The 20398-nt window shown below is 44.6% G+C and carries 18 protein-coding genes and 1 riboswitch; of the genes, 14 read left to right on the forward strand and 4 right to left on the reverse strand.

Annotation, left to right across the window (positions count from 1 at the left end):
- Positions 1-381: 381 nt before the first annotated feature.
- Positions 382-1377, forward strand: a complete 996-nt coding sequence (locus AC4E8B_RS10860; protein WP_490218899.1) for a C40 family peptidase — start codon at positions 382-384, stop codon at positions 1375-1377.
- 351 nt (positions 1378-1728) lie between these two features.
- The gene (locus AC4E8B_RS10865; protein ID WP_490218901.1) at positions 1729-2340 is read left to right on the forward strand and encodes a M15 family metallopeptidase; all 612 of its coding nucleotides are present in this window, start codon (positions 1729-1731) and stop codon (positions 2338-2340) included.
- 36 nt (positions 2341-2376) lie between these two features.
- On the opposite strand, the gene AC4E8B_RS10870 is transcribed toward AC4E8B_RS10865, so the two are convergent.
- On the reverse strand, positions 2377-3411 hold the full coding sequence (locus tag AC4E8B_RS10870) for a M42 family metallopeptidase (RefSeq protein ID WP_490219626.1): 1035 nt from the start codon (positions 3409-3411) through the stop codon (positions 2377-2379).
- A 172-nt stretch (positions 3412-3583) separates the two neighbouring features.
- Between AC4E8B_RS10870 and AC4E8B_RS10875 the strand changes: the two genes are divergently transcribed.
- On the forward strand, positions 3584-5008 hold the full coding sequence (locus AC4E8B_RS10875; protein WP_490218903.1) for a PAS domain S-box protein: 1425 nt from the start codon (positions 3584-3586) through the stop codon (positions 5006-5008).
- A gap of 75 nt (positions 5009-5083) precedes the next feature.
- On the opposite strand, the gene AC4E8B_RS10880 is transcribed toward AC4E8B_RS10875, so the two are convergent.
- Entirely contained in the window at positions 5084-6169 is a 1086-nt protein-coding gene (locus tag AC4E8B_RS10880; protein WP_490218904.1) for an AI-2E family transporter, read from the reverse strand.
- Positions 6170-6335: 166 nt separating this feature from the next.
- On the opposite strand from AC4E8B_RS10880, the gene AC4E8B_RS10885 reads away from it, so the two are divergent.
- Positions 6336-7370, forward strand: coding sequence for a mechanosensitive ion channel family protein (locus AC4E8B_RS10885; RefSeq protein WP_490218906.1), 1035 nt, complete (start codon positions 6336-6338; stop codon positions 7368-7370).
- Positions 7371-7418: 48 nt separating this feature from the next.
- Here the strand turns inward: AC4E8B_RS10885 and AC4E8B_RS10890 are convergent, their stop codons facing one another.
- Positions 7419-7610, reverse strand: coding sequence for a hypothetical protein (locus AC4E8B_RS10890; RefSeq protein WP_490218908.1), 192 nt, complete (start codon positions 7608-7610; stop codon positions 7419-7421).
- 216 nt (positions 7611-7826) lie between these two features.
- On the opposite strand from AC4E8B_RS10890, the gene AC4E8B_RS10895 reads away from it, so the two are divergent.
- The 4 genes from AC4E8B_RS10895 to AC4E8B_RS10910 all read left to right on the forward strand — a co-directional run bounded on the left by AC4E8B_RS10895 (position 7827) and on the right by AC4E8B_RS10910 (position 12984).
- Complete coding sequence (locus AC4E8B_RS10895; RefSeq protein ID WP_490218910.1) at positions 7827-8273, forward strand: C40 family peptidase; 447 nt, start codon at positions 7827-7829, stop codon at positions 8271-8273.
- 103 nt (positions 8274-8376) lie between these two features.
- The gene (locus AC4E8B_RS10900) at positions 8377-10668 is read left to right on the forward strand and encodes a helicase C-terminal domain-containing protein (protein ID WP_490218912.1); all 2292 of its coding nucleotides are present in this window, start codon (positions 8377-8379) and stop codon (positions 10666-10668) included.
- Positions 10669-10769: 101 nt separating this feature from the next.
- Positions 10770-10876: riboswitch (SAM riboswitch) on the forward strand.
- Positions 10877-10957: 81 nt separating this feature from the next.
- Entirely contained in the window at positions 10958-12004 is a 1047-nt protein-coding gene (locus tag AC4E8B_RS10905; RefSeq protein WP_490218914.1) for an LLM class flavin-dependent oxidoreductase, read from the forward strand.
- Between the two features lie 14 nt (positions 12005-12018).
- Entirely contained in the window at positions 12019-12984 is a 966-nt protein-coding gene (locus AC4E8B_RS10910; protein ID WP_490218916.1) for an ATP-grasp domain-containing protein, read from the forward strand.
- 120 nt (positions 12985-13104) lie between these two features.
- Here AC4E8B_RS10910 and AC4E8B_RS10915 read toward each other — a convergent pair whose 3' ends face one another.
- Positions 13105-13719, reverse strand: a complete 615-nt coding sequence (locus AC4E8B_RS10915) for a YczE/YyaS/YitT family protein (RefSeq protein ID WP_490218918.1) — start codon at positions 13717-13719, stop codon at positions 13105-13107.
- 373 nt (positions 13720-14092) lie between these two features.
- On the opposite strand from AC4E8B_RS10915, the gene ltaS reads away from it, so the two are divergent.
- The 6 genes from ltaS (at position 14093) to AC4E8B_RS10945 (ending at position 20284) form a co-directional block, all read left to right on the forward strand.
- Positions 14093-16063, forward strand: a complete 1971-nt coding sequence (gene ltaS / locus AC4E8B_RS10920; RefSeq protein WP_490218920.1) for a lipoteichoic acid synthase — start codon at positions 14093-14095, stop codon at positions 16061-16063.
- A 132-nt stretch (positions 16064-16195) separates the two neighbouring features.
- Positions 16196-16429, forward strand: coding sequence for a hypothetical protein (locus AC4E8B_RS10925; RefSeq protein WP_490218922.1), 234 nt, complete (start codon positions 16196-16198; stop codon positions 16427-16429).
- A 467-nt stretch (positions 16430-16896) separates the two neighbouring features.
- Entirely contained in the window at positions 16897-17859 is a 963-nt protein-coding gene (locus AC4E8B_RS10930) for an RNA polymerase sigma factor (protein WP_490218924.1), read from the forward strand.
- A 90-nt stretch (positions 17860-17949) separates the two neighbouring features.
- The gene (locus tag AC4E8B_RS10935; RefSeq protein WP_490218926.1) at positions 17950-18321 is read left to right on the forward strand and encodes a VOC family protein; all 372 of its coding nucleotides are present in this window, start codon (positions 17950-17952) and stop codon (positions 18319-18321) included.
- A 23-nt stretch (positions 18322-18344) separates the two neighbouring features.
- Positions 18345-19073 (forward strand): nucleotidyltransferase domain-containing protein, encoded by a 729-nt coding sequence (locus tag AC4E8B_RS10940; RefSeq protein WP_490218927.1) that lies wholly within the window; start codon positions 18345-18347, stop codon positions 19071-19073.
- Between the two features lie 26 nt (positions 19074-19099).
- The gene (locus AC4E8B_RS10945) at positions 19100-20284 is read left to right on the forward strand and encodes an alanyl-tRNA editing protein (RefSeq protein ID WP_490218929.1); all 1185 of its coding nucleotides are present in this window, start codon (positions 19100-19102) and stop codon (positions 20282-20284) included.
- Positions 20285-20398: the final 114 nt, after the last annotated feature.

Consider the following 20398-nt stretch of genomic DNA (forward strand, 5'->3'; position numbering starts at 1 on the left):
TAGTCTAATTTATTCTTAATATTTGGATAAGGTAAAATATTCCCGCATTTCTTAGTCCTTTGCGTTCATTTTTAGGCTTGGCAAAGAGCAGAAGTACTTTTTAAGCAGGACGAGATAATCAGCAGAATAACTGAGGAATAAATTACCTTCTGGATTTTGTCGTAATTTTTATGTCTTTTGACGGTGGAAATTATTTTTGTGTAAGTTTAGAAGATTAAGACATGGGGTAATTAACCTATTTGTTTATGGGAATTCAAAGATAGTATTCCTTAATTATCCTATATGAATAGTAAATTCCATGCACTCCATTTTTTACACATATTATTCTAATCTAATGATTACTAAAATTAGGGTGTGAAAGAAATTAAAGGAGTGTACACCATGAAAAAACAACTTATAACAATGGCAGCCGCAGCAGGCTTTATGCTGACTCCTTTTCAAGGTTCAGCAAGCGCACATGAACAGACACATAAGGTAGCCTCAGGAGACACCCTTTGGAAAATCTCGAGGCAATATCATATAAATACAGCCGAGCTTCAAAGCTGGAATGGGCTCAGCGGTACAGTCATCTATACGGGGCAGGAGCTGTCTGTTATTGCTCCGCACAGCCACGCTTCTCAGCCTGCAGCAGCAGCGAGCACGACAGTACATACTGTACAAGCAGGAGACACACTATGGGGTATCAGCTTGAAATACAAAGTCAGCGTCGCATCGCTTAAGCAATGGAACCGTCTGTCAACTGATACAATTTATAAAGGACACCGGCTTTCGGTCAGCTCATCTGCCACGAACAGCTCTGCCAATGCTCCAGTGCAGAATTCAGCACCAGCCCAAACCGGGTCAAGTTATACTGTGCAAAAAGGAGATTCGCTTTGGAGCATTGCCAGCAGGAACAATATCTCTGTACTTCAATTGAAGGCAGTGAATAATCTTTCAAGCGATCGGATCTATGCCGGACAGAAGCTCCAATTGAACGGCACAGCTGCGGCTGAGAAGCCTCCAGCACCAGCATCTGTTTCCTCGAAAGCCGATGAGATGATCAGCGAAGCGAAAAAGTATATAGGCGTTCCGTACAAGTGGGCAGGAAGTACACCTTCCGGTTTTGACTGCAGCGGCTATATCAACTATGTCTTCAAGCAGTCAGGAGTTTCAATCCCAAGGACAGTTGCGACAATCTGGGGGGCTGGAAAAGCAGTCTCTTCCCCTTCACCGGGAGACATCGTCTTCTTTGAGACCGGGACAGGTCCTTCACATGCAGGAATCTATCTTGGGGGCAACCGGTTCATCCATTCTGGTTCTTCAACAGGTGTCACAATCAGTGATATGACTTTATCATATTGGAAGACTAGGTATCTTGGGGCAAAGTCTTTGCTATAATGGGCACCAAGGCTTCTAATGTTGAAGCTGTGCCGTATAAATATAAATAAATATCTTCAAAAGGATGCACTTAGCTGCAATCAAATCTATGGGAATTACATTGGACAGGCTCTTTTCGAAAGAGCTGTCTTTTTTTATAATCATCCACCTGCAAAAGATCCTTCATCTTCCTTTTAATCAGATGAGTCATTTTACTCCGCTGAAATTTTACAGCCAGCACGCACAGCAGCTTCATTCTAGACTGAATAAACAATTTCCTAGTATAATAAGATACAAGATGTAAGGCAGATTTTTAGATGATGCCCCGCATCTTTTTTTATATCTATTTGTATACGGCTATATTCAACAGCAATGTTTATCACAGCCTTATATATAGAAAGGACTGACAAAGTGCCGGTTAAAAGATCAGGCTTCTGGATTTTCATATTGATTGCCGGGATGACCTATCTGCTTTTTCTCATGAAGGCAGAACAGCTTCCGGAAATCGATTTTCATATTGATAATGGCTTTGACGAGGATGCACCCCTGCCGGTCCAGCTTCATCCGGTTGTTAGTGCCAAAAAGGATGAACTGATCAGCCGGGCGGCGGATCAAGGGATCAATATTGTCATTACACAGGACTTCCGCAGTATTGAAGAGCAGGATAAATTATATGCTAAAGGCCGGACCGCTGAAGGAGATATCGTGACTAATGCCAAAGGCGGGGAGTCATACCATAATTATGGCCTTGCCATTGATTTTGCCCTTCTTTCCATAAACGGAGCTGTCATATGGGATATGAATTATGACGGAAACGGCAATTCCCGGGCTGACTGGGATGAGGTAGTAGAGATTGCAAAGGGTCTTGGATTTGAATGGGGCGGCGATTGGCGCAGCTTCAAGGATTACCCTCATCTGCAATATGATTTTGGGCTGAGCATATGGGAGCTTCAGAGAGGGAAGAGGCCTCCTGAAGAGGAGTAAAAAGGAGGATGCGTGATGAACGCATCCTCTTTTGCATTAATTGGCAAGCTCAGATTGTACATAATGGAGAAGCAGTCTTGCGGTGTTGTCGAGGGATTCCATGTGAGTCCTCTCATAGGCATGTGAGGAGTCGATCCCCGGCCCGATCAGTCCGTGAATGATATCATGGCCGGAACGGATGGCAGCAGAAGCATCTGATCCATAATAAGGGTAGATATCAAGCTTGTAGTCGATATTGTTATCTTTTGCAATCTTAACGAGATTCTTCCGAAGTCCGTAATGATAGGGGCCGCTTGCATCTTTCACACAGATGGACACCGTATATTCATCTGTTGACTGGCCTTCACCCATCGCACCCATATCGACAGCCAGGTATTCAACAGTCTCAGGAGTGATATTGGAGTTCCCGCCATAGCCGATTTCCTCGTTGTTCGAAATCAGGAAGTGGGTCGTGTAAGGCAGCTCGATATTCTCTTCTTTTAAAGTCTTGATCAGCTGAAGCAGGATTGCGACGCTGGCTTTATCATCCAGGTGGCGCGATTTGATATATCCTGATTCTGTTTCCTGAACACGCGGATCAAAAGATACAAAATCTCCCACTTCAATGCCAAGGGCAAGCACTTCCTCTTTGCTGTGGACCTTTTCATCTATGCGCACTTCCATGTTCAGCTGGTTTCTTTCAGCTTTTGCCGCATCCTTATACACATGTACAGAGGTTTGCTTCATGAGGATCGTTCCGGTATATTTTTTTCCATCTGCAGTTTCTATCTCGCAATATTCGCCTTCAATCGAGTTGTATGTAAATCCCCCGATCAGATCGATTTTGAGCCTGCCATTCGGTTTGATTTCCTTTACAATTGCCCCCAATGTGTCAACATGAGCAGTGAGCATGCGGTGCTGCTTTTCATTTTTTCCTGGAAGGGTGGCGATGAGGCCGCCTTTCCTGTTTTGGTATGTATGTACGCCAAGCTGTTCAAGATAATTCTGAACAAAGGAAATTACTTCACTGGTATTCCCGGATGGACTGGGTATGGAAACAAGTTTCCTGATCAGGTCTGCCGTTTGCTTTATATTGCTGTTAGCCACAGTATCACTCCTAAATATGTTTGGATTCCTTTCCATTATACTAGGAAAAAAACTTTTGTTAAGTCTGATGATATTTGGATTATCCCGATAATGATTGTATAAAAAGATCAATATTTAGTAAGATGGTAATAACGTTTTAAGCTTTATCGGAGGCAATATGAAGAATTATAACATGTTTATGCAGCTTTTTTATCAATCAAGGATCCCGCAGACTGTGGTGATTGGAAGTATAGATCAAGTAATCGTAAATGAGGCTTTCTGTAAATTTCTTGGCTATTCAATGGAAGAATGGGCAGGCCACACAATGGAGGATGTAAGCCACCCGGAAGATTATAAAAAGGATTTAGAGCTGATCAACGAAATTTTGGACGGAAAACGGACGGAATGTGAGTTGGAGAAGCGTTATATCTGCAAAGATGGTTCACATAAAAATGGCCTGCTGATTCTGTCTCTTGTCAAAGGAGACGGAGAGGACATAAAGTATATGTTCGGGCAGATCTTTGATATTACTGAGCAGAAGCTCATGGAAACAAAAAGAGAAGAAAGCGAGCAGAATTACAGGCTTCTGGCAGACAATATTTCCGATTTGATTATCCTGCACAAGGAGGATATTACATATCTGTATGCATCTCCATCGGTTAAGCGGATCCTGGGATACGAGCCTGAGGAAATGCTCGAGCTGAACGCTTTCCAGCTCATACACCCCGAAGATATTGAAGATGTGAAAAGGAAGCATCAGCAGATACGAACATTCGGCGAACCAGTTTTGGTTACGCATAGAATTAAAAAGAAAGATGGGAATTATATCTGGATAGAGTCTCATGTTAAAGCCGTTGGTGAATATGCACATGAAAATGGGGCGCATTTTTTATCCGTATCCCGGGACATCCAGAAAAGGATGGAAACAGATGAACTGCTGAGAAAGTCTGAAAAGCTGGCGGTAGTTGGCCAAATGGCCGCCGCTGTTGCCCATGAAATAAGGAATCCTCTTACACCAATCAAAGGGTTTATGCAGCTGTTCTCAAACGGACAAAGCTTTAATCCGGCTTTTTCATCTATCATTATTAATGAAATCAACAGAATTGATCGGATCATCACGGAATTTTTGGCATTGGCAAAGCCGCACAGCACGAAAGTTGAAGTTCTGGATCTGAATGATTTAATTAAGCATGTGGTTGATCTGCTGATGCCGCAGGCCTTAATGAACAATAAAGAGATCGTGTTTGAGCCTGGAGATGCAAGCTATAAGCTGCTTGGAGACCTCAACTCGCTTAAGCAGCTTTTTATAAACATTATTCAAAACGCGCTTGATGCCATTGAAGAAAAGGGAGTCAGCATTATCCGCACCTGTAAGGATGGCGGGGAGATATGCGCTATCGTAGAGGATAACGGATGCGGCATTCCAGAAGATAGACTGGCCAATCTCGGAGAGCCATTTTATTCAACAAAGGAAAAGGGAACCGGACTGGGCCTGATGACAAGCTATAAAATTGCTGACGACCATCGTGGAAGAATAAAAGTCGAAAGTGAAGAAGGCCAAGGGACTAAAGTAAGAGTGTATTTCCCGGCAACCGGCAATTGATGGCTCAAAGGGCCGCTTATATAATGAAAGAAAGAACCGCCTGGAATTTTTCCATGCGGTTCTTGTTCGTATCCATCATTGTTTGCTTCCAATGGAACCTGTTAAATGGCGAAGCCGGTAGAACTTCCAGAAATCCCTCACAATCACCTTTACAACAGAGTAGAATGGAATGGCCACCAGGATGCCGATGAAGCCGTATAGGGAACCGGCAACCAGCAGGACAAGGATGACTGTCAGCGGATGGATGTTCAGCCTTTTTCCCATCACCTGCGGAGTGATGAGATTGCCTTCCAGCTGCTGGACCACAACAAGGACAATCAGGATTTTGATTACCATAAAAGGGTCCTGCATCAACCCGACAAAAATGGCAGGAATGACGCCGAGAAGGGGTCCCAGAAATGGGACTACCGTCAGGAAGGTGGCGAACAATGCCAGTACTAAAGCATAATCCAGTCCAATAATCAGATAACCGATATACATCAGGACACCATCGGCAAAAGCTATGATAAACTGCCCGATGATATAAGTTGATAAGGTTTTGTCGATGTCCAGCAATATCCGGTTTCCTTCTATTTTGTGCTCATCCGGTATCCATTTCAGCAGTTTTGGCCGGAGCTTTTCGTCATCTTTTGAAAAATAAAACACAATGAAGGGAACAACAACCAATACGGTAGCGACGCTTGTTATGGCTGATATGATTCCGGTCAGATTGCTGCCGACTGTATTAAAGAATGATTGCGAATAGGAAAGGACCTTTTGCTCGATCTCCTCATAGGAAAGGAAGCCAAAGTCGTTTTTATCAACCATCTCTTTGGTCTCGGACGTAAGGTCCTCCATTTTGTCAGGGAAAGAGTCAGATATCTGGCTAATCTGTTCTGCTATCAGGCTTCCGCCGAAATAAAATATTCCGGTTCCGATCCCAATCAGCGTGCCGAATACGATGAGGATGGAAGCAGTCTTCGGTATATAGCTGCTCAGCCATCGGATGACTGGCCTAAGGATATAATAAAGAAGGCCCGATATCAGGATGGGGAAGAAAATGGTCGCCACAAGCTTCCGGAAAGGCCAGATGAACCAATCTATCTTACCCAGCAAAAAAATAACAGTCAGCACAAGGATGGCTCCTGTTATATACATAAAAAACGGTTTCTTAATCCACATATAATCCCCCTGGAATCCCTAATTTCAGTTAATAGTATCCTTCCTTTTTTCCCTTGCCGCCGGGACCCAAACCCATTCTTTTGCATGCTTTAAAAAAATATCCCAGTTTAGAAAGCGGCCCTATAAGGAATACAAAGAGAAATAAAGGAAGTAAAGGTGAACGGCAATGGACTTTTTTAAAGAACTATCCAGAGAAGAATATATACTGTTTTTCTCCTGGCTTGCAGCCATTTGGGTCCTTAAATACATACTGCAATATTTTGCTGCAAAAAGGCAATGGGCCCAGCCGGAAGCAAAGGAAGGCATACTCTCGGTCCTCAATTGGGCGGCCTTTTATGCTTCCCTGATACTGTTTTTGAACTTTTTTTCAACGCAGAACTGGCTGAATTATACGCTCTACCAGGCGGGGGATGTTAAAGTTTCACTGCGGCTGATTTTTACTGCCTTCCTCATTGTTTCTCTGGCGAATAAGTTTGTCAGGGTTTTTACGCTGCAGCTTCTATCTTCTGTCTATGAACATTATCATGTCGACAGGGGGCTGCGATATACATTCAACCGCTTCATCTATTACGTTGTCATGATTGCTGCAGTTGCCGTCAGTTTGACAACGGTCGGCATTGACCTTACTGCGGCAGGAGCAGCACTCGGGGTGCTCGGGATCGGGATCGGCTTTGGGATGAGAAATATCGCCGGCAACTTCATTTCAGGCATCATTATTCTGTTTGAACGGCCTGTGGAAGTAGGGGAACTGATCGAAATCAATAATAAAATCGGAACCATTGAAAGCATCCGGCTTCGTTCCACGATTGTGAGAACTGCCAAAGAGGGGACATTGATCGTTCCAAACCAGCATTTTATTGAACAGATCATCAAAAACCGGACCGGATCGGAAATGCTGGCATCCGTAGAGGTAAGCGTTGAATTCGGCGAGGATACAGGCAGGATTGAAAAGCTGCTGAAAGAGGCTGTTTTAAAAGAAGCTGATGATTTTTCAGCTCATATAAAGGTCGGCCTTGCTGAAATAAGGCTAGTTGACTTCAAGTATAATACGATGCTGTTTTTAATCGAGGTACCGGTCAGGAATTTTGATGCAAAGCAAAAATATGAAAGCCGCCTGCGCCATGCAATAGCCGGCATCTTTTATGAACATGATATCAGCCTTGCCGGATTTCCTGCTGTGAAGGGGGAGGCAGGTATGTAAAACAGAGGCCAAAGCACCTGGCCTATGTTTTTTGCAAGTGAACTGAAACTAAAGCTTGCGGCCGAATAAAGCCTTCAAGCCGAGGAAAAGCAGGGCTGCTGCAAATATGATCATGGCTGATACGCCAACAGCGGTGATAAATGCTGCAAAGCCCCCTGTCACAAAAGCCAGTCCGGCTGTTTTGATTAATGCATACCCTGCAAGGATGCAGGCAAGATAGAGAAGTGAAAGCTGCTGCATGAAAAACACCTCCTTTCTTGACAGTATATGTACTTGGGAAAATGGAGGACTGGGTATAGTGCAATCGCTTGCTAATAAATGATTGGTCGAAAAACGTCAATATTTGTAATCTTTTTGTTACATAACAAACATCTTTTTGTAAAATATTTTTCAGGAAGCATGTGAGAAACTAAGTTCATCACAAAAACAGAGAGAGAAAAAAACTTGGGGGACAACATGAAGAAGCTGATCACATGCGTTTTTCTTTGCACCAGCCTGCTTTTTGCCGGATTGTTTGGAGGAGAAAATACAGAAGCTGCTTCCTATGGTTCTTCTGCGGCTGTCATGGCCAAAAAATACATAGGGGTTCCCTATAAATGGGGCGGAACGTCGCCAAAAGGCTTCGACTGCTCAGGCCTAATTGGATACAGCTACAGCAAAGCCGGGAAAAAGATCCCGAGGACTACTGGCCAGCTCTATAAAACAGGACAAGCTGTACAAAAGAAAAGCCTTAAAAAAGGGGACGTCGTTTTTTTCAGCACCTATAAAAAAGGTCCTTCACATGTCGGCCTTTACCTTGGAGGCAATCAATTCATCCATGCATCAAGCTCCAAGGGCGTTAAAATTGATTCTATGTCCAATCCTTATTGGAGCAAAGCTTATTACGGAGCCAAAAGAATATAATAATAGATCACAAGGGCGGGCCGAACTCGCCCTTTTTGTTTTCGTAAGTCCGGGAACGTATGTGCTATAATGGTTTTATCATAGCTGGCAAGGAGACCTTGTGATGACTAAAAGCTGGAGAATTTCTGCCAGAAGCCTGGCGGAATATGTATATCGTTCCGGAAGCATTGAGTCTGGATTTGCAGCAGCTTCTTCGATGGCGGAAGGAACGAAAGCACATAAGAAAATTCAGGGTACTTATAAGGAAGAAGATGAACATGAGGTTTTCTTGAGGGAAGCACTTCAGCATGAGGAGATTGAGTTCCTGCTGGAGGGCCGCTGTGACGGGATTATTAATGAAGATGGGGACTTGGTCATAGATGAAATCAAGTCGACGGCAAAGGATTTGTCAGCAATTAATAAAGATACCCATCCTGTGCACTGGGCCCAGGCAAGATGTTATGCCTATATGCTTGCAAAAGAGCGCGGGCTTGAGAGAATCACCGTTCAGCTTACCTATTTGCAGATCCACACGGAAGAAAAAAAGCGCTTCAGGAAGGTGGAGACCATCACCTTTCTCGAAGGTTATGTAAAAGAGCTGATTGCAGACTTCTATCCTTATGCACGGCTCATGCTCCATCATAGGGAAAAGAGGGACAATAGCATTAAAGCCCTCCCTTTTCCCTTTGCAGAATACAGGAAGGGCCAGCGGCAGCTTGCAAAAGCCGTGTACAAATCGATTCTGGACGCAAAGGATTTGTTTGCCCAGGCGCCGACCGGGACAGGAAAGACTATTTCAACAGCTTTTCCCGCCATCAAGGCGATGGGAGAGGGGCTGCTGTCCAGGCTGGTGTATCTTACGGCCAAAACAATTACAAGGCAGGCCGCCGAAGAAGCTTTTTCATTGATGCAGCAAAAAGGCCTTCATATGCATATAGTGACTATAACGGCCAAGGACAAGATATGCTTTCAGGAGCAGGCAGTCTGTCAGAGGGAACATTGTCCGTTCGCTGACGGTTTTTATGACCGCCTCAATGAAGCTGTCCTTGATATCTTCTCCCATGAATCCATTATCGACCGGACTGTTATTGAAAAATATGCCATGAAGCACACAGTTTGCCCGTTTGAATTTTCCCTGGAGCTTGCGTATGCGGCAGACGCGGTCATTTGCGACTACAATTACATTTTTGATCCCCGGGTATCCCTGAAAAGGCTTCATACAGAAGGCAAGAAAAAAACTGCCCTTCTGATTGATGAGGCGCATAATCTGGTGGACCGGGCGAGGGATATGTTTTCGGCGGAGCTGGGGAAGCAGAATTTCCTTCAGCTGAAAAGGGCTTACAAAAACACAGCCCCGCAGCTGTATTCCGCAGCAAAAAGGATGAACGATGTTTTCATCATTTTCAATAAAGAATTGAAGGAGAGCAGCCATCGTATCCATAAAGAGCTGCCGGAAAGTCTCCTCGAACAGCTTGAGGAATTCGCCTCTTGCGCAGAAAAGGAGCTGATAAGCGGCCCGGGGAGCGAGGGGCAGGAGCTGCTGCTTGATACCTATTTTTCTGTACAGGCTTTCCTGAGGATATCGAGACTGGCAGATGAGCGTTTTGTCATTTATACAGAAAAGTCAGGAAAAGATGTTGTACTCAAGCTGTTTTGTTTAGATCCCTCCGATCTTGTCCAAAAAATGGGCAAGGGATTCCGCAGCAAACTCTTTTTTTCGGCTACCTTCCAGCCCTTCGATTACTTTAAGAGCATGCTCGGCTGGAATGAGGATCATTATTCCCTGTCACTTCCTTCCCCTTTCCCAAAAGAAAATGCAGAAGTCCTTGCTTTGCCGCTTAGCACGAGATATAAGGACAGAAGCGCAACAGGGGCAGCTTTAGCCAGGTCGGTGGAAAAGCTGGCAGCTGAACGGCCCGGGAATTACTTAATCTTTTTTCCCTCATATCAATATATGAGGGAAATCCATGAGCAAATGAAAGGTACCTCCTCTTTGAAGATGATGGTCCAGGAGCAGGGGATGGCAGAGGAAGAAAGAGAAGAGTTTCTGTCTTCCTTCCATGAAAATCCTGCTGAAAGCCTTCTTGGGTTCGCTGTGCTGGGCGGAATTTTCTCGGAAGGGATCAATTTGAAGGGAAGCAGGCTTGGCGGGGTCATCATTGTTGGTGTGGGGCTTCCGCAGCTGAGCCTTGAGCGTAATCTGATCAAAGATTATTTTCAATCTGAAGGAAAGAACGGCTATGATTATGCGTATACTTTTCCGGGAGCCAATAAAGCAGCCCAGGCTGGCGGTCGCCTCATCCGTTCTGAGGAAGACACAGGAACCATCCTGCTGATTGATGACCGTTTTCTTCAAAGACGATATGAAAAATTGCTTCCAGCAGAATGGTTTCCGCTAAAAAGGCTCACGCGATAAATAAGGCGAGCAGGCAAAAAAACATTTTTTAAAATAGTTAGACTAGTCAGTTGACAGAAAGCCGACCTTTGTTGTAGGATTACTATGAAATCAATTGAATATTCTTATCGAGAGTGGTGGAGGGACTGGCCCTGTGATACCCGGCAGCCGCTGACTTAGTCAGAATGGTGCTAAATCCAGCAAAGCGCAATGCTTTGGCAGATAAGATAGAGGCATACCAAACTTCTTCTTATCGGGGAAGTTTTTTTTATTGCTGACAACAAGGTGCAAGTGAGAGGAGAAGAGACAGATGAAATACGGATTTTGGCTGCCGATCTTTGGCGGCTGGCTGCGCAATGTAGAAGATGAGAATATGCCCCCGACCTTCAGCTATGCGAAAGAAGTCATCCAGGCAGCAGAGAAGTGGGGATATGATACCACATTAATAGCAGAACTTTACTTGAATGATATAAAAGGCCCGGAGCAGGATTCGCTTGAAGCATGGTCTACAGCGGCCGCTCTTGCTGCGGTCACTGAGAAAATAGAAATCATGACGGCTGTCCGCCCCGGCTTCCATAATCCTGCCGTGACGGCAAAGATGGCGAGCAACATCGACCATATCAGCAATGGCCGCTTCACCTTGAACGTTGTATCGGCATGGTGGGAGGAAGAGTCGCGCCAGTACGCTGGCATTTTCACTGAACATGATGAGCGGTATGATCGGACAGAAGAGTTCGTCAAGGTAATGAAAGGTTTATGGGAAGAAGAGACCTTCAATTTTGACGGCAAATATTATTCTATTAAAAATGCCCATTTGTCCCCTAAACCAGTGCAAAGGCCGAATCCGATCCTATATGCAGGCGGGGAGAGCCCGCGCGGCAAGGAAACGATTGTCAATCACTGCGACGCCTATGTGATGCACGGCGGCACAGTTGAGGAAGTCAAAACCAAAATTGACGACATGAAAGCACGCAGGCAAGAAAGCGGGAACGAGCCGTTTAAATCATTTGGCATGGCAGCCTACATCGTATGCCGTGACACAGAAGAAGAAGCGCAGGAAGAGCTCGCCCGCATCACCAATGTAAAAGAATCAAGCGGCTATGCCGGCTATAATGATTTTGTCGGCAAATCACAGCTCGAGCAGCAGGTAAAACTCTACGATTATTCCGTTTCCAACCGCGGCCTCAGGCCAAATCTGATTGGCACGCCTGAACAGATTGCAGAACAGATTATTGCCTATGAAGAGGCCGGCGTCGATCTGCTGCTTCTTCAGTTCTCTCCACAGCTGGAGGAAATGCAGAGATTCTCGGAAAAAGTCATGCCTCTGGTGGAAGCCAAAAGGAAAATCTTAAAGTAAAAGAGGGAGAACATATGAGCAAAATACACATCATACACGAAAACAGCGAGTGGACTGCACATTTGACCAAAAGACTGGAAGAGCTGGAGCTTCCATACGAGGAATGGTTTTTAAATGAAGGGATTGTTGATCTTACCGGTGTGCCTCCGGAAGGTATTTTCTACAGCAGGATGAGCGCATCTTCCCACACAAGGGGGAACCGCTTTGCGCCGGAGCTGACGGAATCTGTTCTGTCATGGCTTGAGCAGCATGGCCGCACAGTCTTCAATGGCAGCCGTGCTTTAAGGCTCGAGGTCAGCAAAGTCAATCAGTATACAGCACTGAATGCTGCCGGCATCAGCACTCCTAAGACAATAGCAGCAGTCGGAAAAAATCAGATTCTTGAAGCCGCTGTAAAGCTTGACTGTGCTCCGTTCATCACGAAGCATAATCGCGCAGGCAAAGGGCTTGGCGTTCAGCTGTTCCATTCGCTGGATGCATTAAGGGAATATGTCGAAGGGCCGAATTTTGAAGAGCCTGTCGATGGCATCACACTGATCCAGGAATATATTGAATCGCCAGAATCATATATTACCAGATGTGAGTTCGTGGGCGGAAAATTCGTCTATGCCGTCCAGGTGGATACATCAGAAGGCTTTGAACTTTGCCCGGCCGATGCCTGCCAAATTGGCGATCTGTTCTGCCCGGTTGGCGAAGAGGTGGAAGAGAAACCAAAGTTTAAGATCATTGAAGGCTTCAACGACCCTATTATTAAAAAATACGAAAGCTTCCTCAAGGAAAATGGCATTCAAATCGCCGGCATTGAATTCATTAAAAATGCCAATGGGGATATTTATACGTACGATGTCAACACAAACACAAACTATAATTCTGACGCAGAGGCAAAAGCAGGAAAATACGGCATGCTTGAAGCCGCCAAATTCCTAGGTGCCGAGCTAGAAAAAGAACAGGAGAAGGCAAGGGAATACAGCAGAGTGTGATAAATATAGAAGAAGGCCGCTCATTGGGAGCGGCCTTTTTTGATAGTGTGACTTCAATTCCGGATGAATGGAGCAAATATAATTTGTTAAAAAACTGTATGATAGTTCAATCCATTTATTTTACACAGCAGCCTTTTTAAACCCATTTGCCATTATGGTTTCCAGTTTAGGATGGAAATACTGAACCACAAGGCCGAGTGTCAGTGTGACCAGGATGGTTCCAGGGCCGATCGCTCCATGGAAAAGAAACGCAAGAATCAGGGCAAAACCTTCACTGACAATACGTGAAATCCTTAAAGACAGGCCAAACCTTGTGTGGACGGCGACCATCAAGGTATCCATCGGGCTTGGCGGGAATTTTGCCTGAAGGTAGACGGCGATTCCCAGCCCCATCGTGAGGATGCCTGAGAGCAAGGTGCAGGACTGGGTTAGCAGCATATCCGGAGAAAAGTTTCTGAACACTGCCAGCAGCCAGAAATCAATTAAAGCACCAATGATCAAAATGGTTCCTGCAGCCAGTATTTCCGGCTTTTTCTTCAGTAATATGGAATTGATGATAATCAGAGCGATTCCATTTATAAATACACAAGTCCCCACAGTCAGCCCAAAAAGATTTGACTCGCCAACCGCCAATGCATCCCATGCAGAAGCACCGAGGGCAGATTTGATAATAAGCGCCACACCCATTGTGAGGACAAGCAGCCCTGCAGCAAAAAATAAGATTCTTTCCTTCATTATGTTCTCCTTCTTATCAGGCTGTTACACCTTTGATCCCTGTTTTTAGCCGCATGAGAGAAAGCGGATTCACGCGGAAGATACATTGTACCATCATCATTTGCCATAAGAAAAGCTAATTTTTTCACAAAACAATATTTGCTTCAAATTTGAAGAATGTTTTCAAGTAGGTTAAAATATGGTATAGTATTTAACATTCGTTCACTATTAATTAACGAATCTTTTACAAAAACTAGGTTCTAAGCCCGCGGGTTTGGAGTATAACGTTATTTCCGAACTTAGCGGCTGCTAAGTTTTTCTGGTTTTGGCAGGAAGCACCAAATGGGAATTTGTGCTCTTGCAATAACATATAAACTAAGAGGTGTAAAAAAGGATGAAATCGATCTTGAAATCGCCTAAGGAGCTATTTAAAAACAGCATGGCCGTTTTTTTCCTGGCAGTTGTACTGCTCTGGCTGAAAACTTATGCTGCATACCAGATTGAATTCAATTTAGGAATCGACAACAGCATGCAGGAATTCCTGCTTTTCCTGAACCCGCTGAGCTCATCCCTTCTTTTCCTGGGGATCGCGTTATTTTTTAAAGGCAAGATACAATCAGGCGTACTGATTGCTGTTCAGTTCATTTTGTCTTTCCTGCTGTATGCCAATGTAGTGTACTACCGTTTCTTCAATGACTTTATTACTGTTCCAGTGCTCATGCAGACTAGAACGAATGCCGGACAGCTTGGGGACAGTGCACTTTCGCTGATGTCACCATTTGATATCCTGTATTTTGCCGACACGATCCTTTTAATTGTGCTGGCATCGGTCAAATGGTATAAGCCGGCGAAGCACACACGGAAGAAAAAGATGGCAACCTTGGTGATTGCTGCTGCAGTCATCACTTTCTTCATTAATCTCGGGCTTGCTGAAAAAGACCGTCCCGAACTGCTGACACGTTCATTTGACCGCAATTATCTGGTCAAGTACCTTGGCGCTTACAATTTCACTGTTTATGACATCATTCAAAATGCCAAGTCTGCCAGCCAGCGTGCCATGGCCGACAGCAGTGATATCACCGAGGTTGAAAACTATGTGAAAGCCAATTATGCAGAACCGAATCCTGATTATTTCGCAAAAGCAAAAGGTATGAATGTCATTTATGTGTCGCTGGAATCTTTCCAGACATTCCTGATCGATTATAAGCTGGACGGCCAGGAAGTAACACCATTCCTGAATTCCCTGGCTCATAATGGAGAGACTTTTTACTTCAAGAATTATTTCCACCAGACAGGACAAGGGAAAACTTCCGATGCCGAGTTCATGATGGAAAATTCCCTGTATCCGATGTCACAGGGGGCTGTTTTTGTCAACAAAGCCCAGAACACTTACCAGGCTGCCCCGGCAATATTGAAAACGCGCGGCTATACGTCGGCTTCTTTTCACGGGAATTATAAAACGTTCTGGAACAGAAATGAAATTTACAAATCCTTCGGCTATGACCGTTTCTTTGACGCCGAATATTACAATATGACAGACGAAAACACCAAGAACTACGGGCTGAAGGATAAGCCTTTCTTTAAAGAATCCATGCCGATGCTGGAAAGCCTGAAGCAGCCGTTTTATACAAAGTTCATCACTCTGTCCAATCACTTCCCATTCAAAATGGATGAAGGCGATACAGAATTCCAGCCTGCAGAAACAGAAGACAGTGTTGTTAACCATTACTTTACTTCTGCCAATTATATGGACCAGGCGCTCGAGCAGTTCTTTAACGATCTTAAGACTTCCGGACTGTATGATAATACAGTTATCGTCATGTATGGTGACCATTATGGCATTTCTGAAAACCATAACCCTGCCATGGAGCAGATTCTTGGCAAAGAAATCGATTCTTTTGAATATGCCCAGCTACAGAGGGTTCCGCTGTTCATTCACGTACCTGGTGTTAAGGGCGGCGAGATGGACACATACGGAGGAGCGGTGGATGTAATGCCGACCGTGATGCATCTTCTTGGCGTCAGCACAAAAGACTATATGCAAATCGGTTCAGATTTATTGTCTGAAACCCACCGGGAAGTTATACCTTTCCGCAACGGCGACTTCATCAGCCCGGAATTCACTTCTGTAGATGAAAAATGCTACTCGACGGAAACCGGTGAAGAACTTGAAGATGGCAGTGCATGTGTAAGACTGTCTGAACAGGCAAAGAAAGAACTGCTGATGTCAGATAATATTGTGTACAAAGATTTGCTGAGATTCCACAGCCCTGAAGGCTTCGAACCGATCAACCGCAAGGATTACAAATACATTAAAGAAGATCCTGTTGAGGAAGCGAACCCTATGACAGGACTTCAAAAATAAAAAGCAGAAGCAGAAGCCCCGGCTTCTGCTTTTTGCTTTTTCCGAAACCTTAAAGCAGGTGTAAATACCCTTAAAATAGGGAAGCTATTTAAATAGCCAAAAGCTTTTTAATAACAGGAAGGAGAGGTAACAATGAGCGAATGCCAATTGAACCATTCAGTCGAGGATGTTAAAAATAAATATGAACAGCAAAAGGGGCATCTCCCCAACGAACTTCAGCCGCCGATGGAAGAATTTCTCCAAAAAGAACACACACAAGAAATCCTGAATGACGTTTTCCACCTGCTGAAGAAATATGACCTTGCTTCAGAAGAAGAGAAGGAAGAACGGGAGAGAAGGCTGTATATGATTGTAAATAATGTTTAAAGTGATATAGAGAAGGAAAAGCGGTTCAGAGAGCTGCTGAACCGAGTTGAATACGCAGCTTTTAAAATTTTAAATAGCAATAACAAACAGTTACTTGAGTAGCCATTTACGTATAAAGGTTGTAAGCTTCTTTCAGTTGCAAAATCGCCATAAAATTATATAAGTCCTGGTGTTTGCAGTGCAAGGCATGCAGACTCCTGCGGGAAATAGCGGAAAAGTTGAGACCCCACAGCGCGCAGCGCGAGGAGGCTTAGGCTCCGCCCCGCGGAAAGCGAAGTGCCTGGAACGGGAAACACCAGTCCTATTTAAAAGCAAAACAAATTAAAAATTATTTATTGAATATTATGATTATTAAAAAGAGCCACTAAGGCTCTTTTTTGCTGTCTAATGAAGGAAATTGCCGAAAATTGCCGAAGTTGTTAGACGGTAAGCAAATAATATATATTTATTCTAACAAAGGAGTACCCATGGAGAACAATCAAGGTTTACATACAATAAGCATGGAAATCAAAGATCTGGAAAAGAAATTCAAACAGGAGGTAGAACCTTACCGCTCTTTACTCTGGAAATATTGCTACAGGCTGACCGGTTCTCCATGGGATGCAGAAGACCTTGTGCAGGACACTTTGCTAAAATCGCTGGCTATGCTCTCAAAAGTCTTTCAAGAGCTGAATGTAAAATCCTACTTATTCAAAATCGCCACTAATGTATGGATCGACCAGCAGCGAAAGAACCGGACTGCCTATTCAGATTCATTTCCAGTAGAGAATCTGGCAAGCGGAAGCGAAAAGCAGCTTGAAATTCTCCCAGCCCTCGATTATCTGGCCCGCCAGCTGAGTCCGAAGCAATTTGTCTGCCTTCTGCTTACAGACGTTTTTCTTTTTACAGCAAAAGAGGCTGCAGACATCGTCAGTCTTTCGCCTGGCGCTGTCTACGCAAATGTTCAGAGAGCAAGAAATCTGTTGAAGGAAATCCCTGAAAGGCAGCAGAATCAGAGACAGCAAGAAGGGGCTGCTTCGTCTTTTTTACATAACAAGACAATCAGCACTCTGATTGAAGGCTTCCGAAAAAAAGACGCGCATCTCATTGCGTCACTCCTTGATGAAAATCTTTTTACAGATATCACCCATGCTGGTGTGGAATTCGGAAAAAGAGAAACAGAAGGAAATTCTCTTAAGGACTGGGCAGAGGTGGTTTCCAGGCAGGAGGGAGTCGAAGCTGCCATCGCGATGCTATGGGGCAGGCAGGTCATTTTGGAGTTTGCTGTTACATCCGGAGAGAAACTGCTGCAGAACATTCACTATATTGAACTGGAAGATGATAAAATAGTGTATTGGAAATTTTATTGTTTTTCTTGGGATTTGATGAATGCAGCTGCTAAAGAGCTGGATGTGAAACTCGGGGCTGACTATTTTTATCATATTTTTTAAATACTATGTATAATTTTGCGTCTTTTTCCCGTTATAGCTGTTGAAGAGCTTTTGTTTAAGTTCTACTAAAAGACAGGGAGAGATGGGAAGATGGAAACACCAATAGTTAATATAATGAATACGGTTTTTGTCCATGTGGAGAATTTGGAAAAGTCGGCAGAGTGGTATTGTAAGCTTCTTGGCCAGAAAGTCACAGAGCCGGTGGAAAATCCGGTATATAATTTAAGAATGGATGGAACAACTGGCCTTACCCTGGATGCAGGACCTTTCGGTGAAGGGAAAAGACCGCAGGCTGGCCCTTATCCATTGTTCAACCTGCATACCGAGGACATTCTCAAGGCTTACAGCTGGATGGAAAACAATGGTTTTGCTGTTCAACCTGAAATTACTCACTTTGACGATTTTAGCTTTTTCAACGTAAAAGATCCTGATGGCCATATCATTATGATCTGCACAGGATAAAAAGGCATGGGGAGACAGAAAAAATGACAGAAATGATAGAAAGGCTGCCTGCGGTCGAGACGGCGAAGATGCTTATAGATGAAAGATTCCCGGACTGCAGGGGGGCCATCCTTGGAGGAAGTGTCGTCAGGGGTGAAGAAACTTCCACTTCGGATCTTGATATTATTGTAATAAGAGGCGATAAGGGGTCTGTTAGAAGAGAATCCATTCTTTATAAAGGGTGGCCAGTTGAGCTTTTTGTTCACACAATCGATTCCTGCAGATTGTATTTCCGCAAAGATGCGGAAAGGGCGAGGCCGACGCTCCCGCGTATGCTGGCAGAAGGATTGGTGCTAAAGGGAGAGGAGTTTCTGGATATTATAAGGAAGGAAGCTGCTTTCTTGATGGCTGCGGGTCCTGCTCCGTGGACAGTGGAAGAGCTGACGTTTAAGCGTTATTTCCTTACCGATGTTCTGGAGGATTTCACAGGCAGCACCAAACGGCATGAAACCCTTTTTATTGCCGGAAAACTGGCTGAGCTGGCACATGAATTTGTACTTAGGGCCAACAAACACTGGATTGGCCAGTCCAAATGGATATACAGGGAATTATCCCATTTTGATCAAGCCCTGGCAGACAAGTTTGCAGAATGCTTTGACAGCTTTTATCAGGATGGGGACAAAGGACCCGTGATTGAGCTCGTGGATGAAATAATGAATCCATTCGGCGGCAGATGCTTTGAAGGTTTTCTGCTAAAAGGCAAGGATTCATAAACTGATAAAAAAGGAATGACACAGTGATGGAGAAGTTATATTACAAGGACCCATACATAAAAGAATTTACAGCGGCAGTCACCAGCATGGAGAAGACTTCTGAAGGGAAGTGGTATGCCGTCCTTGATAGGACAGCCTTTTATCCGACTGGAGGAGGGCAGCCTTATGATACTGGTACAATCCAGAACATAAGGGTGACAGAGGTTGAAGAAGAGGAAGGCGAGATCAGGCATTATCTTGCCGAAAAACTTCCGGAAGCAGGGGAAGTGGAAGGCAAGGTAAACTGGCAGAGAAGATTCGATCACATGCAGCAGCATGCAGGACAGCATATCCTATCTGCTGCATTCGACGAAATATTCGGTTACCGTACTGTCAGTTTTCACCTTGGAAAAGAAACTTTGACGATTGATCTTGAGACAGAAAACCTGAGTGAGGAAGAAGCAGCCCAGGCGGAGCAGAAAGCGAATGAAATAATTACAAATAATCTTACAATAGAGACTAAATGGGTCAGCAAAGAGGAGCTTGCCGGCTACCCATTAAGAAAAGAGCCGAAGGTCAAAGAAAATATCCGGCTGGTCATCATACCTGAGTTTGATTACAACGGCTGCGGCGGAACCCATCCAGCAGCAACTGGGGAAGTTCAGGCTATCAAAATTCTTGGCTGGAGCCGGCAGAAGAAGCAGACGAGAGTGGAATTTGTGTGCGGCGGCAGGGTGCTGAAGCAGCTTCATACCAAGAATGAGATAGTGACCCGGACAGGCCAGCTGATCAGTTCGCCAGAGGGGGAAATTCCTGACGCCATCATCAAGCTGCTTGACGCGCAGAAACAGATGGAAAAAGAGCTGGAGGAATTAAAGAACCAGCTTCTTGAGCAGGAAGGTAAGGAATATGCCAGAAATGCTTCGGGCGAATCGCCGGTCATCCAACAGGTTTTTCGCGATAGAAGCATTAAGGATCTTCAGAAGCTGGCCAAGTCTATTGCCATGCAAAACGGACAGGCAATTGTACTGTTTACAGCGGAAAACGGTTCACAGCTGCAGGCTGTTTGTGCAAGCGGAACAGAAACGGAAGCAAATATGAAAGCGCTCATACAGTCGGTACTCCCTGAGATTAACGGAAGAGGCGGAGGAAACAAGCATTTTGCCCAGGGAGGCGGAGAGGCTGTAATGAGCGGAGAAAGGCTACTTGAGCTGATGGCTGCAAATCTATGATCTGCTTTTTGAAAGGCCCTGTGACAAGCAGGGTCTTTGTTTATGGAGTGGGAGGGCTGATGCCGGGTTTTGGAAGGCTTGGCTTGTATATGGGGGGGATGCACCACTTATTTT

This window comes from Bacillus sp. SRL543 (assembly GCF_984799205.1).